The following is a 21,821-nucleotide window of genomic DNA, read 5'->3' as shown; positions in this document are numbered from 1 at the left end:
AGACAGACACCGGCCCAGGCCGGTGTCTGCGTTTTCGGCAGGCCTCCGGCAAACCGGTTAGGCTTGTCGTTTCCTCTCTCGACCCTGGATTCCGCTGCATGACCTCTCCCACCCTGCTCCGCCTCGATCAACTGGACGATGCCCTGGCCGCCTACGACGGCTTCATCCTCGACCTCTGGGGCGTGCTGATCGACGGCTACGAGACCTTTCCCGGTGCCCGCGCCTGGCTGGAGCGGCGGGCGGCCGAGGGCAAGCCGGTATGGTTCCTCAGCAACGCCTCGCGCGATGCCGAGGGCATGGCCGAGGAGCTGGTCAAGCTGGGCGTGCCGCGTGAACTCTTCGCCGGCGTGACCACCTCCGGCCAGTTGGCCATCGATGCCTTTCTGCAGGATCCCACCTTCACCCAGGGCGGCATCTTCCTGTCCGGCCCCGGCACCGGCCAAGTGGGCTGGCCCGCGGTGATCCGCGAGCGCTTCGTCGACGACATCGGCCAGGCGGCGATCATCCTCGGCGTCGGCAGCTTCCCGGAAGACGAGCTGGAAGCCCGCTTCGCACCGCTGGCCGGAGCGCTGGACAAGCCTTTTCTGTGCGCCAATCCGGATCGTAACGTGGTATCCGGGGGTCTACCCTTCTATGCGGCCGGCAAGCTGGCGGATCGCTTCGCCGACCTGGGCGGCGCGGTCACCTGGTACGGCAAGCCCGATCCCTACGCCTATCGCTGCGCCGCGCGGGAGCTGGCCGATCGGGGCGCCAGCCGACTGCTGTTCGTCGGCGACTCCCTGGTGACCGACGTGCCGGGCGCGGTAGCCGCGGAGATCGACTGTCTCTGGTTGGCCGCCACCGGGATCCACCGCGAAGCCCTGGGATTGGCCTTCAACCAGGAGCCCACCCGCGAGGGACTCGAAGCGTTGCTGACCCAGCATGGCGAGCGTCCGCTTTTCGCCGCGGCGGGCCTGGCTTAATCTTTTCGCAATCCGAGGTGTCGATGAGCAAGAAGCACGTAGTGGTCTTCAACCGCCTGCCCGAGAGCCTGGTGGAACGCCTGCGCGAACACTTCAGCGTCGAGGTGCTGCCCTTCAGTGCCAACATCGACCTGTTCGCCGCTGCCGCGGCCAAGGCCCAGGGCCTGATCGGCGCCAGTCGCAAGCTGGGCGCGAAGGAGCTGGAGATGGCCACCACCCTGGAAGCCGTCGCCAGCGTCTCGGTCGGCTACGACAGCTATGACGTGGACTACCTGACCGGACGCGGCATCCTGCTCACCAACACCCCGGACGTGCTCACCGAGACCACCGCCGACCTCGGCTTCACCCTGCTGATGAGCGCTGCCCGGCGGGTTCCCGAGCTGGATGCCTTCGTCAAGGCGGGGCTCTGGCGCAAGGGCATCGGCGAGGAACACTTCGGTACCGATATCCACGGCCGCACCCTGGGCATCGTCGGCGCCGGCCGTATCGGCGCCGCCATCGCCAAGCGCGGCCACTTCGGCTTCGACATGCCAATCCTCTATACCGCCAATAGCCCCAAGCCCGAGCTGGAAGAGCAGCTGGGGGCCCAGCGCCGCGAGCTGGACGAGTTGCTCAAGGAAGCCGACTTCGTCTGCCTGGTGGTGCCCCTCTCGGCCGCCACGGAGAAGCTCATCGGCGCCCGCGAACTGGGGTTGATGAAGTCCAGCGCCATCCTGATCAACCTGGCGCGCGGCGCGGTGGTCGATGAGCCGGCGCTGATCGAGGCGCTGCGCAGCGGGCAGATCCGCGGCGCGGGCCTCGACGTCTACACCCAGGAGCCGCTTGAGGCTTCACCGCTGTTCGAACTACCCAACGTGGTCACCCTGCCGCACATCGGCTCGGCCACCCACGAGACGCGCTACGCCATGGCGGAACGAGCGGTGAACAACCTCATCGCGGCCCTTACCGGTGAGCGTCCGACCGATCTGGTCAACCCCGAGACCCTGGAGCGCCGCTAGGCGCTGATCGCCCACCCTCGTCCCGCGCGGCGTGCCGTCCGGCCCCTGAAAGGCTATACTGCCGCGCCGCTCTCGGGTCGGCCGCCCTGGCCGGGTGGGCCTTTCTCAGTGTGCCCAGGCCACCCCTCCGATCGGGCGCTTCCGCTGCCCGTTCCGTGCGACCCGAATTGCGCGCCCGTCTCGCCACCGCCCGTGGGCGAGACGCAAGAAACCGCCAAGAGGAGCGCGTACATGACCGTGATCAAGCAGGATGACCTGATCCAGAGCGTTGCCGACGCCCTGCAGTTCATCTCCTATTACCACCCCGTCGATTTCATCCAGGCCATGCACGAGGCCTATCTGCGCGAGGAATCCGCCGCCGCGCGCGACTCCATCGCCCAGATCCTGATCAACTCGCGGATGTGCGCCACCGGCCACCGGCCGATCTGCCAGGACACCGGCATCGTCACCGTCTTCGCCAAGGTCGGCATGGACGTACGCTGGGACGGCGCCACCCTGAGCCTGGACGAGATGATCAACGAAGGCGTGCGCCGCGCCTACAACCTGCCGGAAAACGTCCTGCGCGCCTCGATCCTGGCCGACCCGGCCGGTGCCCGCAAGAACACCAAGGACAACACCCCGGCGGTGATCCACTACCAGATCGTCCCCGGCAACACCGTGGAGATCGATGTCGCGGCCAAGGGCGGCGGCTCCGAGAACAAGTCGAAGATGGCCATGCTCAACCCGTCCGACTCCATCGTCGATTGGGTACTCAAGACCGTGCCGACCATGGGCGCCGGCTGGTGCCCGCCGGGCATGCTGGGCATCGGCATCGGCGGCACCGCCGAAAAGGCCGCGGTACTGGCCAAGGAATCGCTGATGGACGCCATCGACATCCATGAGCTGAAGGCCCGCGGTCCGCAGAATCGCCTGGAAGAGCTGCGCCTGGAGATCTTCGACAAGGTCAACCAGCTGGGCATCGGGGCCCAGGGCCTGGGCGGCCTGACCACGGTGCTGGACATCAAGATCAAGGATTACCCGACCCACGCCGCCTCCCTGCCGGTATGCATGATCCCCAACTGCGCCGCCACCCGTCACGCCCACTTCGTGCTGGACGGCTCCGGCCCCGCCGCCCTGGAAGCCCCGCCACTGGACGCCTATCCGGAAATCGTCTGGGAAGCCGGTCCGAGCGCCCGCCGCGTCGACCTGGACACCCTGACCCCGGAAGAGGTGCAGAGCTGGCAGCCGGGCGAGACCGTGCTGCTCAACGGCAAGATGCTCACTGGCCGCGACGCCGCCCACAAGCGCATGGTCGACATGCTCAACAAGGGCGAGGCGCTGCCGGTGGACCTCAAGGGTCGCTTCATCTACTACGTCGGCCCGGTCGATCCGGTGGGCGACGAGGTGGTCGGCCCGGCTGGCCCGACCACGGCGACCCGCATGGACAAGTTCACCCGCCAGATCCTCGACCAGACCGGTCTGCTGGGCATGATCGGCAAGTCCGAGCGTGGCCCCATCGCCATCGAGGCGATCAAGGACCACAAGGCGGTCTACCTGATGGCCGTCGGCGGCGCCGCCTACCTGGTGGCCCAGGCCATCAAGGGCGCCCAGGTACTGGCCTTCCCGGAACTGGGGATGGAAGCCATCTACGAGTTCGAGGTGAAGGACATGCCGGTGACCGTGGCCGTGGACACCCGTGGCGAGTCGGTGCACATCACCGGTCCGCAGGTGTGGCAGAAGAAGATCGCCGACAGCCTGGCTGTCGAGATCTGATCGGCCACTGCCCGACAGAGCCCAGCCTGAGTGCTGGGCTTTTTTCATTCAGTGGCCGGCTTTCAATACCTGCCACTGCTCCGGCCAGTCACGGCGGATGAACACCTGGCCGTTGGTGCGTACCCGCCGCACCTCGTCCAGATCGAGGTCGACATAGAGCCACTGGCTGAGTTCGGGGCACAGGTCACTGCTCTGGGCGATCACGCCATCGGCCGGCATACCGCGATCCGGTGGCACGAAGAGCCCGGCCCGACCGACATTCTCGTCCAGCGCCGGCGACCAGGGCGCCAGCCCCACCGTCGGCGACTGCAGTACGGCCAACTGGTTTTCCAGCGCCCGCGCCTGGGCCCCCACCCGTACCCGATGGAAACCGGCGACGGTATCGGTGCAGCTGGGCACCAGGATCAGGTCCGCGCCGGCCTCGGCCAGGTGCCGCGCCAGGAGCGGGAATTCGCTGTCGTAGCAGATGAGGATGCCGAGGCGCCCCAAGGCGGTGTCGAAAATCCGCAGGCCCTCGCGGCCGCCGGCGATGTGCCACTCCTCCCGCTCGAAACGGGTCATCATCAGCTTGTCCTGATGGCCCAGGCAGCCCTCGGGACCGAACAGCCAGGCGCGGTTACGGTAGCGGCCATCGTCCCCGAGCACCGGCAGCGAACCGGGTTGCAGGTAGAGCTGCAGCCGGCGTGCCAGGCCCTCGCAAAGGTCGCGCCAGGCCGGGATCAGCGGCTGGATGCCGGCGATGGAGCCTTGCAAATCACCCCGTTCGGCCGGGGGCAACTGACCGCTGAGCACCAGGCCGGCGTATTCGGGCAGCAGCAGGAGCTGGCTGCCCTCGGCGGCGGCTTCCTCGCAGAGTGCGGTCAGGTGCGCGACGTAGGCGCTCCAGCTGTCCAGCAGTTCGATGGCGTATTGGCAGGCGGCCAGGCGGATCATGGTAATTCCTTGAGCCAGAAGGTCAGGGGTTTGGGCGATTCGACGATCTCGTCGAGGTCCTGCCACAGGTACTGGGTGGTCAATTCCGGATGCTCGGCGAAGCCCTCGCTGTGCCAGAGGCCGTGCAGGGGCCGATAGCCCGCCGGACGCCGCGGATGATCATCCGGGCGCTGCACGGCGCAGAAGGCGCACCAGGCGAAACGCCCCAGTTGCCGCGCCCGCGCCTCGCGCTCGGCGAAGAAACGCCGGCCGAGTCCCCGTCCGCGATAGGCCGGCAGCAGCAGGGACTCACCGAAATAGTAGATCCGCGCCACTGGCCAGCCGCTGGCCAGAAAGGGCTGCTGGAACTCCGCGGTCTCGTCCGCCAATGGCAGGGCGGTGGCGGCTCCCACCACCTGCCCGGCATCGCGGACCAGCACGCAGAGGCTGTCCGGGGAATCCGCGTAGGTCTGCAGGTAGCGCGACTCGTAGTCCAGGGTACCGTCGTAGAGATAGGGGTATTCGCGAAAGACGGCGATACGCAGCGCGGCTAGCTCGGGAATCAGCGGCGCGAGCGCGGCGCCGTGGAGAAGTTGGATGTCCATGGACTCTTCTGGTTAAGCGAGGGACGTGAATGGCTATGTCGGAGCCGTCCAGGCACCCTACCATGCACCGGCAACGCCGCTTTTTCACCAACGACAGGAGCCGCCATGACCACGACCGACCTCATCGACGCCTACTACGCCGCCTTCAACGCCGGTGACATGGAGATCTTCCTGGAGCTGCTCACCGAGGATGTCGTCCACGACATCAACCAGGGCGAGCGCCAGGTGGGCAAGGCCGCCTTCGCCGCCTTCATGGCGCACATGAATCGCTGCTACCGCGAGCGCCTGACCGACCTGGTGGTGCTGGCCGAGCCCAGTGGCCGGCGGGCCGCCGCCGAATTCGTCATCCACGGTGAATACCTGGTCACCGATGCCGGGCTGCCCGAGGCCGATGGCCAGACCTACCAGTTGCCCGTGGGGGCCTTCTTCGAGATCCGCGACGGCAAGGTGGCGCGGGTGACCAACTACTACAACCTCAACGACTGGATCGCCCAGGTCGGCGCCTGACGTCCGTCAGCGGCCGGGAGCGCGGCGCGGTACCCGCTGTCGCATGCAGACCATCCCTGACTCCGGAGCTCCCATGCCTACCCATCCCAGCGATTCCGTCTGCAGCCTGGCCCCTGTGTTCGCCGTCCAGCCCGAGCAGCTCGAGGCCTTCAAGCGCCTGGGCGAGGCCATGCTGCAGCGCACCCGCGACGAACCCGGCTGCCTCTACTACGGCTTCTGCTACGACGGCACCACGGCGCGCTGCCGCGAAGGCTACCGTGATGCCCAGGCGCTGCTGGCGCACCTGGACAACGTCGGCGATCTGCTGGAGCAGGCCCAGACCATCGCCACCCTGGAGCGTTTCGAGGTGTTCGGCGCGGCCGATCAGCTGGAGCAGCTGCGCGAGCCGCTGGCGGCGCTGAACGCCCGCTTCTTCGTCATGGCCGCAGGCTTCCGCCGCTAGCCTGGGGTGGTTTCTGCTGCGGCGCCAGGCGCGGCAGCAGCACCGCCAGGATGCGCTTGCGGGTCGGCACCACCAGCCGCTCCTGGAACAGCACGCAGAGCACCACCACCGCCAGCAGGAACAGCCAGTACCACTCGATGGAGTTGGTATAGGCCCCGGCCGCGGCGATGCAGACCTCGCGGTTGCCGTTCAGGCAGGCCTTGAGATCGCCCCCGATCAGCTGTTCCAGGGTCATGTAGATGCCCGACAGCGGCACGTGCAGGGCGAACATCGACAGCGAGGCCCCTCCCAGGCGCGGCGACCAGTGGCGGATGCGCGCATTGGCCGGCTCCTGCGCCAGGGCGGCCAGGTAGACCAGGATCAGCTGGGAAGGCAGGAACAGGCCGTTGTGGAAGAGGAAGTACCAGAACTTCGGCCCGTGGGTGAACAAAGCCGTACCCAGGGCGAAGCTGAGGATCAGGTAGCTCGCCAGCAGCACTCGCCTCCGCTCCGACGGCATCCGCCCGCGCTCGTGCTGGCGGCGGAAGATCGCATAGAGCAGGATGCCAGCGAGGAACTCCGGCAGGCGCAGCAACGGCACCCGTTGCAACAGGCCGGTGAAGGGCATGCCGTAGTTCTGGTGGACGATCACCAGCAGCGGCGGGATCAGGTAGAGCGCCCAGACCAGCAGCAACAGGTGCCAGGGACGTTCACTGGTCATCAGCCGTGGCGCCAGCTTGGGAAAGGTCAGGTAGAAGAAGAACAGTGCCGAGATCGACCAGAGCGGGGCGTTGAAGGTCAGGTAGTAGGGATTCCAGGCCTGCAGCATGAGCAGCTGCAGCACGGCATTGAACGCCAGCTCGCCATTGGTCATGAAGTGCTGGAACAACTCGGGATTGGTTCGGGCCAGCGGCTCGTTGGTGTCGAAGACCACGAAGCGAACGCTCGCCGTGGCCGCGCCCGGCGGTATGCCCAGGCCGCCGATCCAGGTCACCACGGCCATCGCCAGCAGCAAGGCGAAGATGTGGATCGGATAGAGATTGGCGAAACGCTTGACCCAGAAGCTGCGCGCGGGCTCGCGCAGGCTGCCGCGCCCGCAATAGACATGGGCCAGCAGAAAGCCGGAGAGCACGAAGAAGGTGCTGGTGGCGAAGAAACCCATGCTGGTGATCTCGTCCAGCAGGGGAATGGTCTTGCGCTCGGGATAGAAATGGATGGTGTGGTAGACCACCACGTAGAAACCCATCAGGAACCTGAGCCACTCCAGACCGATGAAGCGGTGTTTATCTAAAGTCTGCACTAAGGCGTTACTCGTCTGGCCTCGTCCGCGGGACGACGGGTCCGGCCTACCGCACCGGATCGGTCATGTTACCCCTACCTGGCTTCCGGGGCTGCTAACCGCGCCCCAGTACACCGATCACCAACCGATCCAGCGAGCCCCACAGCCACTCGCGCGCCCGCAGCCACCAAGGCCGGCTGCGCCAGAAGTCGAGGGTAATTTCCCTGCTCTCGGCGAAATCCTTGACGAAACTGGCCGCCACCGCCTGGCTCAGACCGCGGTCCACCGCCTCGACGTTGGCCTCCAGGTTGAACCTCAGGTTCCAGTGATCGAAGTTGCAGGAACCCACGCTCACCCAGTTGTCCACCAGCACCATCTTGGCGTGGATGAACCGCGGCTGGTATTCGAAGATGCGCACCCCGGCGCGCAGGAGACTGCGGTAGTAGCGCTGCCCGGCGAAGCGCACCGGCGGATTGTCGGTGTGCCGTCCGGTGAGCAGCAGGCGTACGTCGGCACCACGGCGCGCCGCGCGCCTCAGGGCCCAGCGCACGCGCCAGGTCGGCAGGAAATAGGGGGTGGCGAACCAGATGCGTTCGCGACCTCCGACCAGGGCGCGGATCAGCGCCTGCAGGATGTCGCGGTGCTGGCGGGCATCGGCATAGGCGACCCGGCCCTGCCCTTCCTGGGCGGCGGGCGGCGGCGGCGGCCGTTCCCGGCCGCGTCGAGCCCGGGGTTTCCAGGCCCGGCGCCGGCGTACCGCCTCCCATTGCCGCTCGAACAGTGCCAGCCAGTCCTCCACCAGAGGGCCCTGGATGCGCACCATGACCTCGTGCCAGTTGCAGTCGCTGGCAGCCGGATTCCAGAAGTCATCGGTCGCGCCACTGCCACCGACGAAGGCCTCGTGGCCGTCGATGATGAAGATCTTGCGATGATCGCGGTGCAGGTTGTGCAGTCCATGACCGAAGCGCACCGGATTGAAGATACGGATCTCCGCCCCCGCGTCCTCCAGCTGGCGCCGCAGCTCGGCGTCCATCCGCAGGGTGCCGAAGCCATCGAACAGGCAGCGCACGGCGACGCCGCGGCGCGCCGCCTCGGTCAGGGCCACGAGCAAGCGCTCGGAGCAGCTGCCGGCTTCCACCAGATAGAGTTCGACGTCGACCTGGCGCTGGGCGCCCGCGATGGCATCGAGCATGGCCGGAAAGAACCGACCGCCGTCTACCAGCAATTCGAACGTGTTGTTTTCCCGCCATGGAAAGACGGCGCCCCGCATGCTTCCTACTCCGTGCCAATGGCCACTGCATAAGAAGGCGTACGCGAGGGTTCGTTCAGTGGTTTTCCGGGTTTGCCAGACCTATCGCGGTCCCCGGCGGCCCGGGCCGGTCTGGCAGGGCACCTGCTCGGCCATCCGGCCGCTCGACGGGCGCCTGGCACTCCGCGCCTCGGCCGCGGAGGCGGCCGCGCGGGCTCAGAGGGTGGGCTCGGGTCGCCGCGCGGTCCAGTCCACCTGCTGCGGGAAGCGCCCGGTCACCTCGGCGCTCAGCGGCCGGGAGACAAGGAAGCCCTGCATGATTTCGCAGCCGTGCTCGATCAGCCAGTCGCGCTGCTCCAGCGTCTCCACACCTTCGGCGATCACCTCCAGATCCAGGTTGCGGCCCAGTTCCAGGATGGTGCTGACGATGGCCGCATCCCGCGAGGAGTCCAGCATGTTGGCGATGAACAGCTGGTCGATCTTCAGGGTATCCAGCTCGAAGTGGCGCAGGTAGGCCAGCGAGGAATAGCCGGTGCCGAAATCGTCCACCGCGATGCGTACGCCCAGGGCGCGCAGTTGCGACAGCTGCGCCCGGGTGTAGTCGATGTCGTGCATCAACGCCGTCTCGGTCACCTCGATTTCCATCTGCTCCGGGCGCAGGCCGTAGGTCTCGATGATCTGCCGCAGGCTTTCCGCCAGTTGCGGCATGCCGAATTGCACCGGGCTGAGGTTGATGCTCAGCAGCAATTCGTCGCCATAGATCTCCTGCAGGGTCTGCAGCTTCATCGCGCCCTCGCGGAAGATCCAGTCGCCGATGCGATTGATCAGCCGGGTCTCCTCCAGCAGCGGGATGAACACGCTGGGCGAGACCTTCCCGGCCACCGTGTGCTCCCAGCGCAGCAGCGCCTCGAAGCCGCGCAGGCGACCGTCGCGCAGGTAGACCTGCGGCTGGTAGGCGAGCACGAAGTCCTTGTTGTCGATGGCATTGCGCACGCTCTCTTCGAGCATCAGCCGCGAGCGGGCGCGGCCATTCATCTCCGGCGAGAAGAAACGGTATTGCTGACGGCCACCGCGCTTGGCCTCGTACATGGCGATGTCGGCGGATCGCAGCAGGCCGTCCACCGTGTGGCCGCAATCGGGATAGCTGGCGATGCCGATGCTGGCGCCCAGGCTGACCTCCATGCCGTCGATGCGATGCACCGTGGCCAGCAGCTCCAGCAACTTCTCGGCGACCCGCGCGGCATCCTCGGGATGCTCCAGGGAGTCGAGCAGCGCGGTGAATTCGTCGCCGCCCATGCGCGCCAGGATGTCGTAGGGCCGCATGCAGCTCTTGAGCTGTTCGGCGACGATGCACAGCACCCGGTCCCCCGCCTCGTGGCCGAGGGAATCGTTGATGCGCTTGAAGCCGTCCAGGTCGATGTAGAGCACCGCCATGCGCTTGCCGTTGCGCCCGGTGCGCGCCAGCGCCGCTTCCAGGGTCTGGTTGAAGCCACGGCGATTGAGCAGGCCGGTCAGGGCATCGGTGACAGCCTGGGATTCGAGCTGGTCCTGCAGTTCGCGCATGCGCGACATGTCCAGGGCGATGATGACCATGGCGCGCTGCATGCGCGGCAAGGGCGCGCAGGACAGCGCCACCGGCAGGAAGTCGCCGCGACTGGTACGCAGCCGGGCATCGTGCAGGCGATAGGTCTCGCGGCGGTCGTAGTGCTCCATGAAGGGCGAAGTCTGCCAGTCGTCCAGGCCCGTGCCGCCTTCCAGGAAATCGAGGAAGTTGGCATGGACCAAATCGCTGACGCTGCACCTGAGCATGCGCGCGATGGCGGCGTTGGCGAAGGTCACCCGGCCCTGTTCGTTGACGGTGAGGATGCCTTCGGAGGCATTGTCCAGCAGCGAGTCGCTGAAGGACTTGGCCAGTTCCAGTTGCTGGGTCGCCTGCAGCAGTTCGCGTCGATTGCGCTCGTGATCCAGCAGCGAGCGCACCTTGTGCCTGAGGATATTGGGATCAACCGGCTTGAGCAGGTAGTCCACCGCGCCGGTGGCATAGCCTCGCAGGACCGATTCGTAGGAGTGGGCTTCGGCGGAAACGAAGATGATCGGGGTGAAACGGGTGCGCAGGTTGCTGCGCATGATGCGCGCCACCTCGAAGCCGTCCATGATCGGCATCTGGACGTCGAGCAGCACCAGGTCCACGGTTTCGTCCAGCAGGTACTGCAGGGCACGCTCACCCGACGCCGCGGTGATCACCCGCCAGTTCCCTACCTCCAGCACGGCCTGCATGGCGAGCAGGTTCTCCATGCGGTCGTCCACCACCAGCAATACCGGGCCTTGCTCTGTCTGCGGCAACGGGCACTCCATCAAGCCTCCTCTCCCCGCGGCCTAGGCCGCCCAGCAGCAGCCAAGAGCGGCTGGCTAACCCTTCCCGTTGTGACCCTGATAAACAGCGATGCCCCAACCCTACTAGCGTAGCAGCCGGGCAGGCGTCTGCCGCCTGCCAATCGGCAGGTGGGACCCCTCGCGACGTCTATCAGAGCGCAAAATGGAAAAGCAGTTTCCGCGCTGCTTCACGAAGGCGCGGAAACTGCGGGTCGCGGGCGACGAGCGGTCGTTACTGGGCGGGGGTGGCCGTCGCGCCTGGCAGGGGTCGCAGATTGACCTCGACCCGGCGATTCTGCGCCCGGCCATCGGCGGTGGCGTTGCTGGCGATGGGGGCGTCGGGGCCGGCGCCACGGGTGCTCAGGCGCGCCGTGGGCACGCCCTGGGCGGTCAGGTAGCCGGCGACATTCTGCGCCCGGCGCTGGGACAACTCGACGTTGTGCGCGCGGCTGCCGGTGCTGTCGGTGTAGCCGACGATCTCGATGCTGTTCTGGTCGAACTGCTTGAAGGAATTGGCCAGGTCGTTGAGCGGCTTGTAGAAGCTGTTGGCGATGTCGGCCGAATCGGTGGCGAAGGTGATGTTACCGGGCATGATCAGCTTGATGTCGTCACCCTGGCGCTGCACCTCGACGCCAGTGTTCTCCATCTGCTTGCGCAGCTCGGCTTCCTGGCGGTCGGCGTAGTAGCCGTAGCCGGCTGCCGCGGCGCCCACGGCGGCGGCGCCGATCAGGGCACCCTTGCCCCGGTGGTTGTGATCGATGGCCGCACCGGCCACGGCGCCGGCCAAGGCACCCAGGCCGCCGTACTTGGCGGTCTTGGACGTGCCGCCGCTAGCCTGGCCCTGGTTTTCGTAGGGATTGGGAGATGCGCATCCGGCCAGGGCGGTCACGACCAGGCTGGCGAGAAGGATACGGGTTGGCAGCGCCATGTCTTGACTCCTTGAAGAACGATCGCGGCGGACTCGGCCGCACACTGGGATTCTAGCCGCACGATCTGAATCGCAACTGAACGAAGCGGCGCCCCTGGACACTTATCGCGATAGTGCGCCTCTAACCCGGCGATAGGCAGAATCAAAAATGGATAGCTTGCACATCGATTTTTTACGATCTAAGGTTCGTTACAACCCGATATGACGATACGACCGCGATGGACGACATCCTCAAAGCCCTGGCCAACCCCTTGCGCCGCCAGATCCTGAGCTGGTTGCGCGATCCCCGGCAGCACTTCCCGCACCAGGAACACGACCCGGGGGTGGGCGTGTGCGCCGGGCAGATCGAGGCGCGTGCCGGGCTGTCGCAATCGACGGTGTCCGCCCACCTGGCGGTGCTGGCCCGGGCCGGACTGGTCAGCACGCGGCGGATCGGCCAATGGGTGTTCTACCAGCGCGACGAGGCCGCCATCCAGGCGTTCCTGCAACGCCTCGCTCGCGAACTCTAGTCTGTGCAAGGAATCTTCATGCCCGCTTCTCTCATCGTGCTGGCGCTGAGCGCTTTCGCCATCGGCACCACCGAATTCGTCATCATGGGCCTGCTGCCCAACGTCGCCGCCGATCTCGGCGTGTCCATCCCCAGCGCCGGTTGGCTGGTCACCGGCTATGCCCTCGGCGTGGCCATCGGCGCGCCCTTCATGGCGCTGGCCACCGCCCACTGGCCGCGCAAGCGCGCCCTGCTCGCGCTGATGGGCATCTTCATCGTCGGCAACCTGCTCTGTGCGGTGGCCGGTGGCTACAACATGCTGATGCTGGCCCGGGTGGTCACCGCGCTGTGCCACGGCGCCTTCTTCGGCATCGGCGCCGTGGTGGCTGCGAGCCTGGTGCCGGAGAATCGCCGCGCCTCGGCGGTCGCCCTGATGTTCACCGGCCTGACCCTGGCCAACGTGCTGGGCGTGCCCCTGGGCACCGCCCTCGGCCAGGCCGCCGGCTGGCGCTCGACCTTCTGGGCGGTGGCGCTGATCGGCGTGGTCGCCCTGGTCGGCCTCTGGCGCGTGCTGCCCGCCGATCGCAACCAGCCCCGTGCCGACCTGCGCCGGGAGTTGCTGGCGCTACGCGGCCTGGGCTTCTGGCTGGCGCTGTCGATGACGGTGTTCTTCGCCGCCTCCATGTTCGCCCTCTTCACCTATGTGGCGCCGCTGCTGCAGGAAGTCACCGGCGTGTCGCCACGGGGCGTGACCGGTACCCTGCTGCTGATCGGCCTGGGCCTGACCCTGGGCAACTTCATCGGTGGTCGCCTGGCCGACTGGCGCCTGGCCACCAGCCTGGTGGGCATCTTCGTCGCCCTGGCGCTGACCTCCGCCGCGCTGCGCTGGACCGGCCATGCCTTCCTGCCCGCCGAGATCACCCTCTTCCTCTGGGCCGCGGCCGCCTTCGCCGCGGTACCGGCCCTGCAGATCAACGTGGTCGCCTTCGGCAAGGACGCGCCGAACCTGGTCTCGACCCTCAATATCGGCGCCTTCAACGTGGGCAATGCCCTCGGCGCCTGGGTCGGCGGCCTGGTCATCGACCACGGCCTGGGTCTTACCGCGGTACCCCTCGCCGCCAGCGGGCTCGCCCTGTTGGCCCTCATCGCCACCCTGCTGACCGCCAGCCAGGCCCGCAAGAGCGGCCTGGCGACCGCCAGCTAACCAAGAGAGCTAGCCATGACTCAGCTGTTCGAGCCGATCAAGATCGGCGCCCTGGAACTGCCCAACCGCGTCATCATGGCGCCCCTCACCCGCTGTCGCGCCGAACCGGGCCGCGTTCCGGGCGACCTGATGGTCGAGTACTACGTGCAGCGCGCCTCCGCCGGCCTGATCATCACCGAGGCGACCTCGGTCGATCCCATGGGCGTGGGTTATCCCGACACCCCCGGCATCTGGTCCGACGCCCAGGTGGCTGGCTGGCAGCGCGTGACCACCGCGGTGCACAAGGCCGGCGGCCGCATCGTGCTGCAGCTCTGGCACGTGGGTCGTATCTCGGATCCCCGCTACCTCGACGGCGAGCTGCCGGTGGCACCGAGCGCCATCGCCGCCCAGGGCCATGTCAGCCTGCTGCGGCCCAAGCGTGACTACGTCACTCCGCGGGCGCTGGAAACCGACGAGATCCCCGGGATCGTCGCCGCCTACCGCCGTGGCGCCGAGAACGCCAAGCGCGCTGGCTTCGACGGCGTCGAGGTCCATGGTGCCAACGGCTACCTGCTCGACCAGTTCCTGCAGAGCGACACCAACCAGCGCAGCGATGGCTACGGTGGCTCCATCGAGAATCGCGCCCGGCTGCTGCTGGAAGTGACCGATGCCTGCATCGACGTCTGGGGCGCCGATCGTGTCGGCGTGCACCTGTCCACCCGCGGCGACATGCACACCATGGGCGACAGCGATCCTGCCGCCACCTTCGGCCATGTCGCCCGCGAATTGGGTCAGCGCCAGGTGGCCTTCATCTGCATCCGCGAAGCGGCGGGCAGCGACAGCCTCGGCCCGGACCTCAAGACGGCCTTCGGCGGCGTCTACATCGCCAACGAGAAGTTCGACAAGGCCAAGGCCAAAGCCTGGCTGGACGAAGGCAAGGCCGATGCCGTGGCCTTCGGCGTGCCCTTCATCGCCAACCCGGACCTGCCGCAACGCCTGGAGCAGGACGCCGCGCTGAACGAGCCGCACCCCGACACCTTCTACAGCAAGGGCCCGGTCGGCTACATCGACTATCCGCGGCTGTAGGTTTTCGCCTGGATAAAAAAGCCCGCCGATTGGCGGGCTTTTTTTAGGCCTTCGCTATGCTGAACCCAACCTACGGCCGAAATCGAAGGTTGGGTTGCGACGGCTCCATCGTCGAAGCCCAACGGTCACGGGCACGGTGCATCCCTGTTGGGCTTCGCTGCGCTCAACCCAACCTACGCGGGGCCAGGCCAGAACGCCCGGATCGCCGCCACGCCCTGGGCGCCGGCTTGCCAGGCGCCACTGAGGTCCTCGTCGCCCAAGCCGCCCAGCAGATAGGCCGGCAGATTGCAGTCGGCCAGCAGTTGCTGGGCCTTGACCCAGCCCAGGGTCGGGGCGCCGGGATGGCTGGCGGTGGGCATCACTGGCGACAGGGTGACGAAATTCACCCCCATCCGCTGGGCCAGGGCCAGCTCCTCGGCGTCATGGCAGGACGCCGCCAGCAGGCGCTGCTCCGGGAAGGGCCGGCCATTGGGCGCATAGCGGCGCAATTGGGCCGCCGTCAGGTGCCAGCCAGCAGCCGGGAAATCGCCCAGCCACTCCAGCGGCCCCTTGAGCATCAGCTGGGCGCGACCGGTGCAGAGACCCTGGACATCGCCGGCCAGGTCGCGGTACTGGGGATCGAAGTTATCTGGCGTGCGCAGCTGGACCAGACGGATGCCATTGTCCAGCGCCCGGTGCAGGCCGTTGAGCAACTCGGCGGTGGTCAGCTCGCCGGGGGTGATGAGGTAACGCTCCGGCAGGCGCGCGGCCTGGACGATGGGCCGGTTGGCCGCCGGGAAATCGTAGTCGGCCAGCTCGCGCGGGGCGACCCAGGCCAGCGGCTGGCCTTCGGCACTATGGGCCTCACCGGTGAAGCCATCCACCTGCCAGACGTCGAGCAAGACCGCCTGGTCGGGATAATCGTGGCGTACCTGCAACAGCGGTCGAGCCGCCGTCACCTGGATGCCCAGCTCCTCGGCCAGCTCGCGCGCCAGCGCCGTCGCCGGGGCCTCACCGGGCTCGACCTTGCCCCCGGGAAACTCCCAGAGTCCGCCCTGATGCTTGTGGGCGGGACGCTGGGCGATGAGGATCTGCCCAACAGGATCGCGGATCACCGCGGCGACGACGTGCAAACGACTCATGCGCTCTGCTCCTCGGTTTCAGCCTCCGCCAGCCAGCGCTGGAAGGCCGGCCAGGCGTAGATGGTCTCGACATAGGCAGCCGCCTCGGCCGACAGCTCGACTCCATAGCTGCGGAAACGACTCGCCACCGGCGCATAGAAGGCGTCGGCGATGGTCGGGGTGCCGAACAGATAGGGGCCCTGCTCGCCGTAGCGCTCGCGGCATTCGCGCCACAGCCGCTGGATGCGCTGGATGTCTTCCACCGCCTCGGCGGTGGTCGACTTCAGCCGCTGGCGCCGGCGCAGGTCCATGGGCAGCTCGCGGCGCAGGGCGAGAAAGCCGCTGTGCATCTCGGCGCATAGCGCCCGGGCATGGGCGCGCGCCAGGGTATCGGCAGGCCACAGGCCGGCGTCAGGATAGGCTTCGGCGAGGTATTCGACGATGGCCAGGGAATCCCAGATGGTGCCCGCGGCCAGCTTGAGCACCGGCACCTTGCCGGTGGGCGACTGGGCCTTGAGCAGGGCGCGGCTGTTGGGCGTGTAGAGCGGGACCGACACCTCCTCATAGGCCGCGCCACTCAGCTCCATGGCCAGCCAGGCCCGTAGCGACCAGGAGGAGAAGTTCTTGTTGCCGATCACGAGTTGCAGCTGGGACATGCGGGATTCCTCGAAAGGGTGCAGCCCTCAGGGCCGCAGCAGGCGTGCGGGCTCGCCGCACGCCACAGCGCCGCTCAGAGCGGCCGGTCAGGTACGGTACTCGGCGTTGATCTTCACATAGTCATGGGACAGGTCGGTGGTCCAGATGGTCTCCTGGTGGCTACCGCGCCCCAGCTCGATGCGGATCTCGATCTCCGCCTGGGCCATGACCCGCGCACCCTGCTCTTCGGTGTAGCTCGCCGCGCGACCGCCCTGCTGGCAGATCTGCACCCCGCCGAGGAAGACGTCGATCAGGCTGACGTCCAGGTCGGGCACCCCGGCGCGGCCGACGGCGGCGAGAATGCGGCCCCAGTTGGGATCGGAGGCGAACAGCGCGGTCTTGATCAGCGGCGAATGGGCCACGGCATAGCCGACGTCCAGGCACTCCTGGGCATTGCCGCCGCCGTTGACCTGCACGGTGACGAACTTGGTGGCACCCTCGCCGTCACGGACGATGGCCTGGGCCAGCTCGGCGAACACCGAGAACACCGCCTCGCGCAGCTGCTCGAAGGCTTCGCCGCTGGGCTGGGTGATCTCGGCCATGGTCGCGCGACCGGTGGCGACCAGCATGCAGCAGTCGTTGGTGGAGGTGTCGCCGTCGATGGTGATGCGGTTGAAGGAACGATTGGCCGCGTCGGCCAGCAGGTCCTGCAACAACTCACGGGAGACCTTGGCGTCGGTGGCGACGTAACCCAGCATGGTGGCCATGTTCGGCTTGATCATGCCGGCGCCCTTGCTGATGCCGGTCACGGTGACGGTCACCCCGTCGACCTGGAACTGGCGGCTGGCGCCCTTGGGCAGGGTGTCGGTGGTCATGATGCCACTGGCGGCAGCGGCCCAGTTGTCTTCGGCCAGATCGGCCAGGGCGGCCGGCAAAGCAGCCTCGATCTTCTCCACCGGCAGCGGTTCGCCGATCACGCCAGTGGAGAACGGCAGCACCGCCTCCTCGCCGACGCTGGCCAGGGTCGCCAGGGTCTTGGTGGTGCGCTCGGCGGCGGCTAGGCCGGGCTGGCCGGTACCGGCGTTGGCGTTGCCGGTGTTGGTCAGCAGGTAGCGCACCGGGCCGGCGAAGCGCTGGCGGGCGATGATCACCGGTGCGGCGCAGAAGGCATTGAGGGTAAAGACCCCCGCCACGCTGGAGCCTTCGGCACAGCGCATCACCACCACATCCTTGCGCCCGTGGCGCTTGATGCCGGCGGAGGCGATACCGAGTTCAAAACCGGGAACCGGGTGCAGCGTGGAGAGCGGACCGAGACCGACAGCCATGGGAAAACTCCAGTGAAAGAAAAGGAAACGCCGCGAGCGGAAAACCGGTCGCGGCGTGGAGATCAGGATTCCAGCGCCAGCCTCGCCCATGCTGGGCAAGGGGCGCAAACAGCCTAGCGAGCGGAGTTTACAACCTGTCGGCGGCTATGCCGACAGGTGGCCGTCGCCACGGCGGCACTGGCAAGCACTCAGTCGAGCTTGCCGTGGCACTGCTTGTACTTCTTGCCGGAACCGCAGGGGCACGGCTCGTTGCGGCCGATCTTCTGGTCGTTGCGCTGGGGCTGCAGGGGCACCACGGTGTCCTCACCCGCCTCTTCCCCGATCACCTCGGGATCGACCAGCGACGGCGCTTCGGCGTGCTGGAACTGCATGCGCTCGGCCAGGGCCTCGGCCTCGCGACGCATGCGCTCCTCTTCCTCGGCCGGGTCCTCGCGGCGTACCTGGACGTGGGACAGCACGCGGATGGTGTCGCGCTTGATGCTGTCCAGCAGTTCCTGGAACAGGGTGAAGGACTCGCGCTTGTATTCCTGCTTGGGATTCTTCTGGGCGTAGCCGCGCAGATGGATACCATGACGCAGGTGGTCCATGGTGGTGAGGTGGTCCTTCCAGAGGTCGTCGACCACCCGCAGCAGCATCTGCTTCTCGAAGTTGCGCAGTGCCTCGCGACCGGCCATGTCTTCCTTTTCCATGTAGGCCGCTTCGAGCTGCTCGAGGATCTTCACCCGCAGGGTGTCCTCGTACAGCTTGTCGTCCTCGTCCAGCCACTGAGCGATCGGCAGCTGCAGGCCGAAGACGCTGTACAGCTCGGCTTCCAGGCCTGGGATGTCCCACTGCTCGGGCAGCGATTGCGGCGGGATGTGCTCGTTGATCACCTGGGTCAGGGTTTCCTCGCGGAAGCCCTTGATGGTCTCGCCGACGTCCTCGTTGGCCAGCAGGGTATCGCGCATGTGGTAGATCACCTTGCGCTGCTCGTTGGCCACGTCATCGTATTCCAGCAGCTGCTTGCGGATGTCGAAGTTGCGACCCTCGACCTTGCGCTGCGCCTTCTCGATGGCGTTGGTGACCATGCGGTGCTCGATGGCCTCGCCGCCCTGCATACCCAGGGCCTTCATGAAGTTCTTCACCCGGTCGGAGGCGAAGATGCGCATCAGGCTGTCTTCCAGCGACAGGTAGAAGCGGCTGGAACCCGGGTCGCCCTGGCGACCGGCACGGCCCCGCAGCTGGTTGTCGATCCGGCGCGATTCGTGGCGCTCGGAGGCGATCACGTGCAGGCCACCGGCGTCGATGACCTGCTTGTGGCGCTCCTGCCAGGCGGCCTTGATCGCGGCGATCTGCTCCTCGGTGGGATTCTCCAGGGCCGCGACTTCCACTTCCCAGTTACCGCCGAGCAGGATGTCGGTACCGCGACCGGCCATGTTGGTGGCGATGGTCACGGCGCCCGGACGACCCGCCTGGGCGATGATCTCGGCTTCGCGCTCGTGGTACTTGGCGTTGAGCACCTTGTGCTCGATGCCGGCCTGGGTCAGCAGCTGGTCGACGTACTCGGAGCTCTCGATGGAGGCGGTACCCACCAGCACCGGACGGCCTTCGGCCTGGCACTGCTTCACGTCCTCGATGATGGCCTGGTACTTCTCCGCCTGGGTCAGGTAGACCAGGTCGTTGAAGTCCTTCCGGGCGACGGCGCGATGGGTCGGGATGACCAGCACGTCGAGGTTGTAGATCTGGCGGAATTCGAAGGCCTCGGTGTCGGCGGTACCGGTCATGCCACCGAGCTTGTTGTAGAGGCGGAAGTAGTTCTGGAAGGTGGTCGAGGCCAGGGTCTGGCTCTCGGGCTGGATCGGCAGTCCTTCCTTGGCCTCGATGGCCTGGTGCAGGCCTTCGGAGAGGCGCCGGCCCGGCATGGTGCGGCCGGTGTGCTCGTCGATCAGCAGCACCTGGTCCTGCTGGACGATGTACTCGACGTTGCGATGGAACAGGGTATGGGCGCGCAGGCCGGCGAACACGTGGGTCAAGAGGCCCAGGTTGTGCGCGGAGTAGAGGCTCTCGCCCTCGGCCAGCAGGCCGGTCTCGGTGAGCATCTCCTCGATGAACTGGTGACCCAGCTCGGTGATCTCCACCTGGCGGGTCTTCTCGTCGATGGTGTAGTGACCGACCTGGGTGGGATTGCCTTCCTCTTCCTCGATGTGCCGTTGCAGCCGCGGAATCAGCAGGTTGATCTTCTGGTACAGCTCGGAGCTGTCCTCGGCCTGGCCGGAGATGATCAGCGGGGTCCGGGCTTCGTCGATGAGGATGGAGTCCACCTCGTCGACCACGGCGAAGTTCAGCTCGCGCTGGTACTTCTCGGCCATGCTGAAGGCCATGTTGTCGCGCAGGTAGTCGAAGCCGAATTCGTTGTTGGTGCCGTAGGTGATGTCCGAGGCATAGGCGGCGCGTTTTTCCTCCGGCGGCTGGAACGGCAGGATGATGCCCACCGACAGGCCGAGGAATTCGTACAGCGGCCGCATCCAGTTGGCGTCGCGGCGGGCCAGGTAGTCGTTCACCGTGACCACGTGGACGCCCTTGCCGGACAGGGCATTGAGGTAGACCGGCAGGGTGCCCACCAGGGTCTTGCCCTCGCCGGTACGCATCTCGGCGATCTTGCCCTCGTGCAGCGCGGCGCCGCCGATCAGCTGGACATCGAAGTGGCGCATGCCCATGACCCGCTTGCCGGCCTCGCGGACCACGGCGAAGGCTTCGGGCATCAGCACGTCGAGGGACTCGCCCTTGGCCACGCGCTGCTTGAATTCCTCGGTCTTGGCGCGCAGTTGCTCGTCGCTCAAGGAGGCAATCTGGGATTCCAACGCATTGGTGGCCGTGACGACCTTGCCTAGGCGTTTGACATCTCGTTCGTTCTTGCTTCCAAAGAATTTCTTCAACAAAGGCGCAAACATATCGACTGGAATTCTTCCGCTGGAATGAGGGGTGCGAAACGGGCGACAAGGCCTCTGCAGAGTCTGGCCAGGCGCCTGGGCGTGGGGGTTGAAACCCGCGATGTCCCGCAATGGTAATCGGGCATTCTACTCGGAAATGCCGATGAGGAAAGAACGACGGGGGTACCGGCCGCCAGGACGCCAGAGCGATCTGTTACCATCGGCGCCTCCCCTCCGCCCATCGCGAGTCCTGCGCATGGCCTTTCGCCCGCTCCCCGCCGTCGCTCCCGCCGCCCTGCTGCGCCAGGCCAAGCCGCTCAAGGGGCTGTTTCGCGAAGCCGAACGCTTGGGTCGGCTGCAGCAGTTGCTGGAAGAGCAACTGCAGCCGGCCGCCCGCCCGCACTGCCGGGTCGCCAGTTGGCGCGACGGCACCTTGCTGCTGGTGGTCAACGATGCCCATTGGGCGACGCGGCTGCGCTACCAGCAGCGCCGCCTGCTACGGCTCTTGCAACAGGCGCCGGAATTCGCCGGCCTCTTGCGTCTGCAATTCAAGATGCAGCCCAGCCCGGGCGTCGCCACGCGCTCCAGACCGCCACGCCAGGTCAGCCAGGTGGGCGCCGAAAGTCTCAGGGAAGTGGCGGCCGGGATCCGCGACCCGGGGCTCAAGGCCGCCCTGGAACGCCTGGCCAGCCGCGCGGCGCCCAAGGCCCCTGCCGCGGACGGCGACGCCTAGGGCGAGCCCACCAACAGCCGCCCGGCGATGCCGGCCAGACCGCCCAGTCCGAAATAGGCGACCCGCCGCCACCAGCGTCGCGCGCGCGTCTCCCGGTGCGGCAACCAGAGATCGATCAGCAACGCGCCCAGCATGATCAGGCCACCGGTGGCCAAGGCTTGCCAGAGCAGCAGCATGCAGAGAATCCTCGGTGAGGGATGGTTCGTTCGGTGGCGTTATGCCCCATCCGAGGTTATCAACCCGGCATCCTTAACGCCGCCTTAAATAGCACCGAAACCGCTGAGGCAAGGTTTTGAGCCGTTATCGACCGCACCCTGAGCTCAGCCGCTCCGCCGCCCTAGTCGACCGCCCTGGAACCCGTTGCTGCTGACCCAGC

At 67.0% G+C, this 21,821-nt stretch carries 20 protein-coding genes; 9 read left to right on the top strand and 11 right to left on the bottom strand.

What is annotated here, in order from left to right; translation table 11 throughout:
- Nucleotides 1-98 precede the first annotated feature (98 nt).
- The 3 genes from FSV73_RS11450 to FSV73_RS11440 all read left to right on the top strand — a co-directional run bounded on the left by FSV73_RS11450 (nt 99) and on the right by FSV73_RS11440 (nt 3,712).
- A complete protein-coding gene (locus FSV73_RS11450; protein ID WP_145007793.1) occupies nt 99-962 on the top strand; it encodes a TIGR01459 family HAD-type hydrolase in 864 nt (287 codons plus the stop codon).
- Between the two features lie 23 nt (nt 963-985).
- On the top strand, nt 986-1,960 hold the full coding sequence (locus FSV73_RS11445) for a 2-hydroxyacid dehydrogenase (protein ID WP_145007791.1): 975 nt from the start codon (nt 986-988) through the stop codon (nt 1,958-1,960).
- Nucleotides 1,961-2,191: 231 nt separating this feature from the next.
- A complete protein-coding gene (locus FSV73_RS11440) occupies nt 2,192-3,712 on the top strand; it encodes a fumarate hydratase (RefSeq protein ID WP_145007789.1) in 1,521 nt (506 codons plus the stop codon).
- Between the two features lie 48 nt (nt 3,713-3,760).
- Here FSV73_RS11440 and FSV73_RS11435 read toward each other — a convergent pair whose 3' ends face one another.
- Nucleotides 3,761-4,645: a carbon-nitrogen hydrolase family protein gene (locus FSV73_RS11435; protein WP_145007787.1), complete on the bottom strand. Its 885-nt coding sequence runs from the start codon at nt 4,643-4,645 to the stop codon at nt 3,761-3,763.
- Nucleotides 4,642-5,229 (bottom strand): GNAT family N-acetyltransferase, encoded by a 588-nt coding sequence (locus FSV73_RS11430; protein ID WP_145007785.1) that lies wholly within the window; start codon nt 5,227-5,229, stop codon nt 4,642-4,644. Before FSV73_RS11430 ends, FSV73_RS11435 begins: the two co-directional genes overlap by 4 nt.
- Before the next feature lie 105 nt (nt 5,230-5,334).
- On the opposite strand from FSV73_RS11430, the gene FSV73_RS11425 reads away from it, so the two are divergent.
- Both FSV73_RS11425 and FSV73_RS11420 read left to right on the top strand, forming a co-directional pair.
- A complete protein-coding gene (locus FSV73_RS11425; protein ID WP_145007782.1) occupies nt 5,335-5,736 on the top strand; it encodes a ketosteroid isomerase-related protein in 402 nt (133 codons plus the stop codon).
- 73 nt (nt 5,737-5,809) lie between these two features.
- Nucleotides 5,810-6,178 carry a putative quinol monooxygenase gene (locus FSV73_RS11420; RefSeq protein WP_145007780.1) on the top strand — a complete coding sequence of 123 codons (369 nt, stop codon included), beginning with the start codon at nt 5,810-5,812 and terminating at the stop codon, nt 6,176-6,178.
- On the opposite strand, the gene FSV73_RS11415 is transcribed toward FSV73_RS11420, so the two are convergent.
- From FSV73_RS11415 to FSV73_RS11400, 4 genes are all read right to left on the bottom strand, one after another.
- A complete protein-coding gene (locus tag FSV73_RS11415; RefSeq protein WP_145007778.1) occupies nt 6,153-7,457 on the bottom strand; it encodes an acyltransferase family protein in 1,305 nt (434 codons plus the stop codon). The genes FSV73_RS11420 and FSV73_RS11415 overlap by 26 nt on opposite strands.
- 94 nt (nt 7,458-7,551) lie before the next feature.
- Complete coding sequence (locus tag FSV73_RS11410) at nt 7,552-8,706, bottom strand: phospholipase D-like domain-containing protein (protein WP_145007776.1); 1,155 nt, start codon at nt 8,704-8,706, stop codon at nt 7,552-7,554.
- Between the two features lie 195 nt (nt 8,707-8,901).
- Complete coding sequence (locus tag FSV73_RS11405; RefSeq protein ID WP_186309212.1) at nt 8,902-11,040, bottom strand: putative bifunctional diguanylate cyclase/phosphodiesterase; 2,139 nt, start codon at nt 11,038-11,040, stop codon at nt 8,902-8,904.
- Nucleotides 11,041-11,290: 250 nt separating this feature from the next.
- On the bottom strand, nt 11,291-11,986 hold the full coding sequence (locus tag FSV73_RS11400) for an OmpA family protein (RefSeq protein ID WP_145007774.1): 696 nt from the start codon (nt 11,984-11,986) through the stop codon (nt 11,291-11,293).
- A gap of 218 nt (nt 11,987-12,204) precedes the next feature.
- Between FSV73_RS11400 and FSV73_RS11395 the strand changes: the two genes are divergently transcribed.
- Genes FSV73_RS11395 through FSV73_RS11385 form a run of 3 tightly spaced genes read left to right on the top strand, consistent with a single transcriptional unit; the run spans nt 12,205 to nt 14,742 of the window.
- Nucleotides 12,205-12,495, top strand: a complete 291-nt coding sequence (locus FSV73_RS11395; protein ID WP_145007772.1) for an ArsR/SmtB family transcription factor — start codon at nt 12,205-12,207, stop codon at nt 12,493-12,495.
- 18 nt (nt 12,496-12,513) lie between these two features.
- Nucleotides 12,514-13,677 (top strand): MFS transporter, encoded by a 1,164-nt coding sequence (locus FSV73_RS11390; protein ID WP_145007770.1) that lies wholly within the window; start codon nt 12,514-12,516, stop codon nt 13,675-13,677.
- 15 nt (nt 13,678-13,692) lie between these two features.
- Nucleotides 13,693-14,742, top strand: a complete 1,050-nt coding sequence (locus FSV73_RS11385) for an alkene reductase (protein WP_145007768.1) — start codon at nt 13,693-13,695, stop codon at nt 14,740-14,742.
- Nucleotides 14,743-14,915: 173 nt separating this feature from the next.
- Here the strand turns inward: FSV73_RS11385 and FSV73_RS11380 are convergent, their stop codons facing one another.
- The 4 genes from FSV73_RS11380 to secA all read right to left on the bottom strand — a co-directional run bounded on the left by FSV73_RS11380 (nt 14,916) and on the right by secA (nt 20,733).
- Entirely contained in the window at nt 14,916-15,863 is a 948-nt protein-coding gene (locus FSV73_RS11380; RefSeq protein ID WP_145007766.1) for a Nudix family hydrolase, read from the bottom strand.
- Entirely contained in the window at nt 15,860-16,498 is a 639-nt protein-coding gene (locus FSV73_RS11375) for a glutathione S-transferase family protein (protein WP_145007764.1), read from the bottom strand. Before FSV73_RS11375 ends, FSV73_RS11380 begins: the two co-directional genes overlap by 4 nt.
- 87 nt (nt 16,499-16,585) lie before the next feature.
- The gene (gene argJ / locus FSV73_RS11370; protein ID WP_145007762.1) at nt 16,586-17,803 is read right to left on the bottom strand and encodes a bifunctional glutamate N-acetyltransferase/amino-acid acetyltransferase ArgJ; all 1,218 of its coding nucleotides are present in this window, start codon (nt 17,801-17,803) and stop codon (nt 16,586-16,588) included.
- A 188-nt stretch (nt 17,804-17,991) separates the two neighbouring features.
- On the bottom strand, nt 17,992-20,733 hold the full coding sequence (gene secA / locus FSV73_RS11365) for a preprotein translocase subunit SecA (RefSeq protein ID WP_145007761.1): 2,742 nt from the start codon (nt 20,731-20,733) through the stop codon (nt 17,992-17,994).
- A gap of 235 nt (nt 20,734-20,968) precedes the next feature.
- On the opposite strand from secA, the gene FSV73_RS11360 reads away from it, so the two are divergent.
- The gene (locus FSV73_RS11360; RefSeq protein WP_145007759.1) at nt 20,969-21,445 is read left to right on the top strand and encodes a DciA family protein; all 477 of its coding nucleotides are present in this window, start codon (nt 20,969-20,971) and stop codon (nt 21,443-21,445) included.
- On the opposite strand, the gene FSV73_RS11355 is transcribed toward FSV73_RS11360, so the two are convergent.
- Nucleotides 21,442-21,621, bottom strand: coding sequence for a hypothetical protein (locus tag FSV73_RS11355; protein ID WP_145007757.1), 180 nt, complete (start codon nt 21,619-21,621; stop codon nt 21,442-21,444). The two genes, FSV73_RS11360 and FSV73_RS11355, sit on opposite strands and share 4 nt — an antisense overlap.
- Nucleotides 21,622-21,821 lie beyond the last annotated feature (200 nt).

It is taken from the genome of Pseudomonas oryzihabitans (assembly GCF_007665395.1).
Classification (GTDB): Bacteria; Pseudomonadota; Gammaproteobacteria; order Pseudomonadales; family Pseudomonadaceae; genus Chryseomonas; species Chryseomonas psychrotolerans_C.
The sequence above is the reverse complement of the archived record's forward strand: the minus strand, read 5'-3'. Positions and strand labels throughout refer to the sequence as shown.

Coding starts and splice junctions, on each gene's coding strand:
- secA (WP_145007761.1), bottom strand. CDS start 20,733: ATGTTTGCGCCTTTGTTGAAGAAATTCTTTGGAAGCAAGAACGAACGA.
- FSV73_RS11440 (WP_145007789.1), top strand. CDS start 2,192: ATGACCGTGATCAAGCAGGATGACCTGATCCAGAGCGTTGCCGACGCC.
- FSV73_RS11400 (WP_145007774.1), bottom strand. CDS start 11,986: ATGGCGCTGCCAACCCGTATCCTTCTCGCCAGCCTGGTCGTGACCGCC.
- FSV73_RS11430 (WP_145007785.1), bottom strand. CDS start 5,229: ATGGACATCCAACTTCTCCACGGCGCCGCGCTCGCGCCGCTGATTCCC.
- argJ (WP_145007762.1), bottom strand. CDS start 17,803: ATGGCTGTCGGTCTCGGTCCGCTCTCCACGCTGCACCCGGTTCCCGGT.
- FSV73_RS11385 (WP_145007768.1), top strand. CDS start 13,693: ATGACTCAGCTGTTCGAGCCGATCAAGATCGGCGCCCTGGAACTGCCC.
- FSV73_RS11435 (WP_145007787.1), bottom strand. CDS start 4,645: ATGATCCGCCTGGCCGCCTGCCAATACGCCATCGAACTGCTGGACAGC.
- FSV73_RS11380 (WP_145007766.1), bottom strand. CDS start 15,863: ATGAGTCGTTTGCACGTCGTCGCCGCGGTGATCCGCGATCCTGTTGGG.
- FSV73_RS11405 (WP_186309212.1), bottom strand. CDS start 11,040: ATGGAGTGCCCGTTGCCGCAGACAGAGCAAGGCCCGGTATTGCTGGTG.
- FSV73_RS11450 (WP_145007793.1), top strand. CDS start 99: ATGACCTCTCCCACCCTGCTCCGCCTCGATCAACTGGACGATGCCCTG.
- FSV73_RS11375 (WP_145007764.1), bottom strand. CDS start 16,498: ATGTCCCAGCTGCAACTCGTGATCGGCAACAAGAACTTCTCCTCCTGG.
- FSV73_RS11355 (WP_145007757.1), bottom strand. CDS start 21,621: ATGCTGCTGCTCTGGCAAGCCTTGGCCACCGGTGGCCTGATCATGCTG.
- FSV73_RS11425 (WP_145007782.1), top strand. CDS start 5,335: ATGACCACGACCGACCTCATCGACGCCTACTACGCCGCCTTCAACGCC.
- FSV73_RS11390 (WP_145007770.1), top strand. CDS start 12,514: ATGCCCGCTTCTCTCATCGTGCTGGCGCTGAGCGCTTTCGCCATCGGC.
- FSV73_RS11420 (WP_145007780.1), top strand. CDS start 5,810: ATGCCTACCCATCCCAGCGATTCCGTCTGCAGCCTGGCCCCTGTGTTC.
- FSV73_RS11410 (WP_145007776.1), bottom strand. CDS start 8,706: ATGCGGGGCGCCGTCTTTCCATGGCGGGAAAACAACACGTTCGAATTG.
- FSV73_RS11360 (WP_145007759.1), top strand. CDS start 20,969: ATGGCCTTTCGCCCGCTCCCCGCCGTCGCTCCCGCCGCCCTGCTGCGC.
- FSV73_RS11395 (WP_145007772.1), top strand. CDS start 12,205: ATGGACGACATCCTCAAAGCCCTGGCCAACCCCTTGCGCCGCCAGATC.
- FSV73_RS11445 (WP_145007791.1), top strand. CDS start 986: ATGAGCAAGAAGCACGTAGTGGTCTTCAACCGCCTGCCCGAGAGCCTG.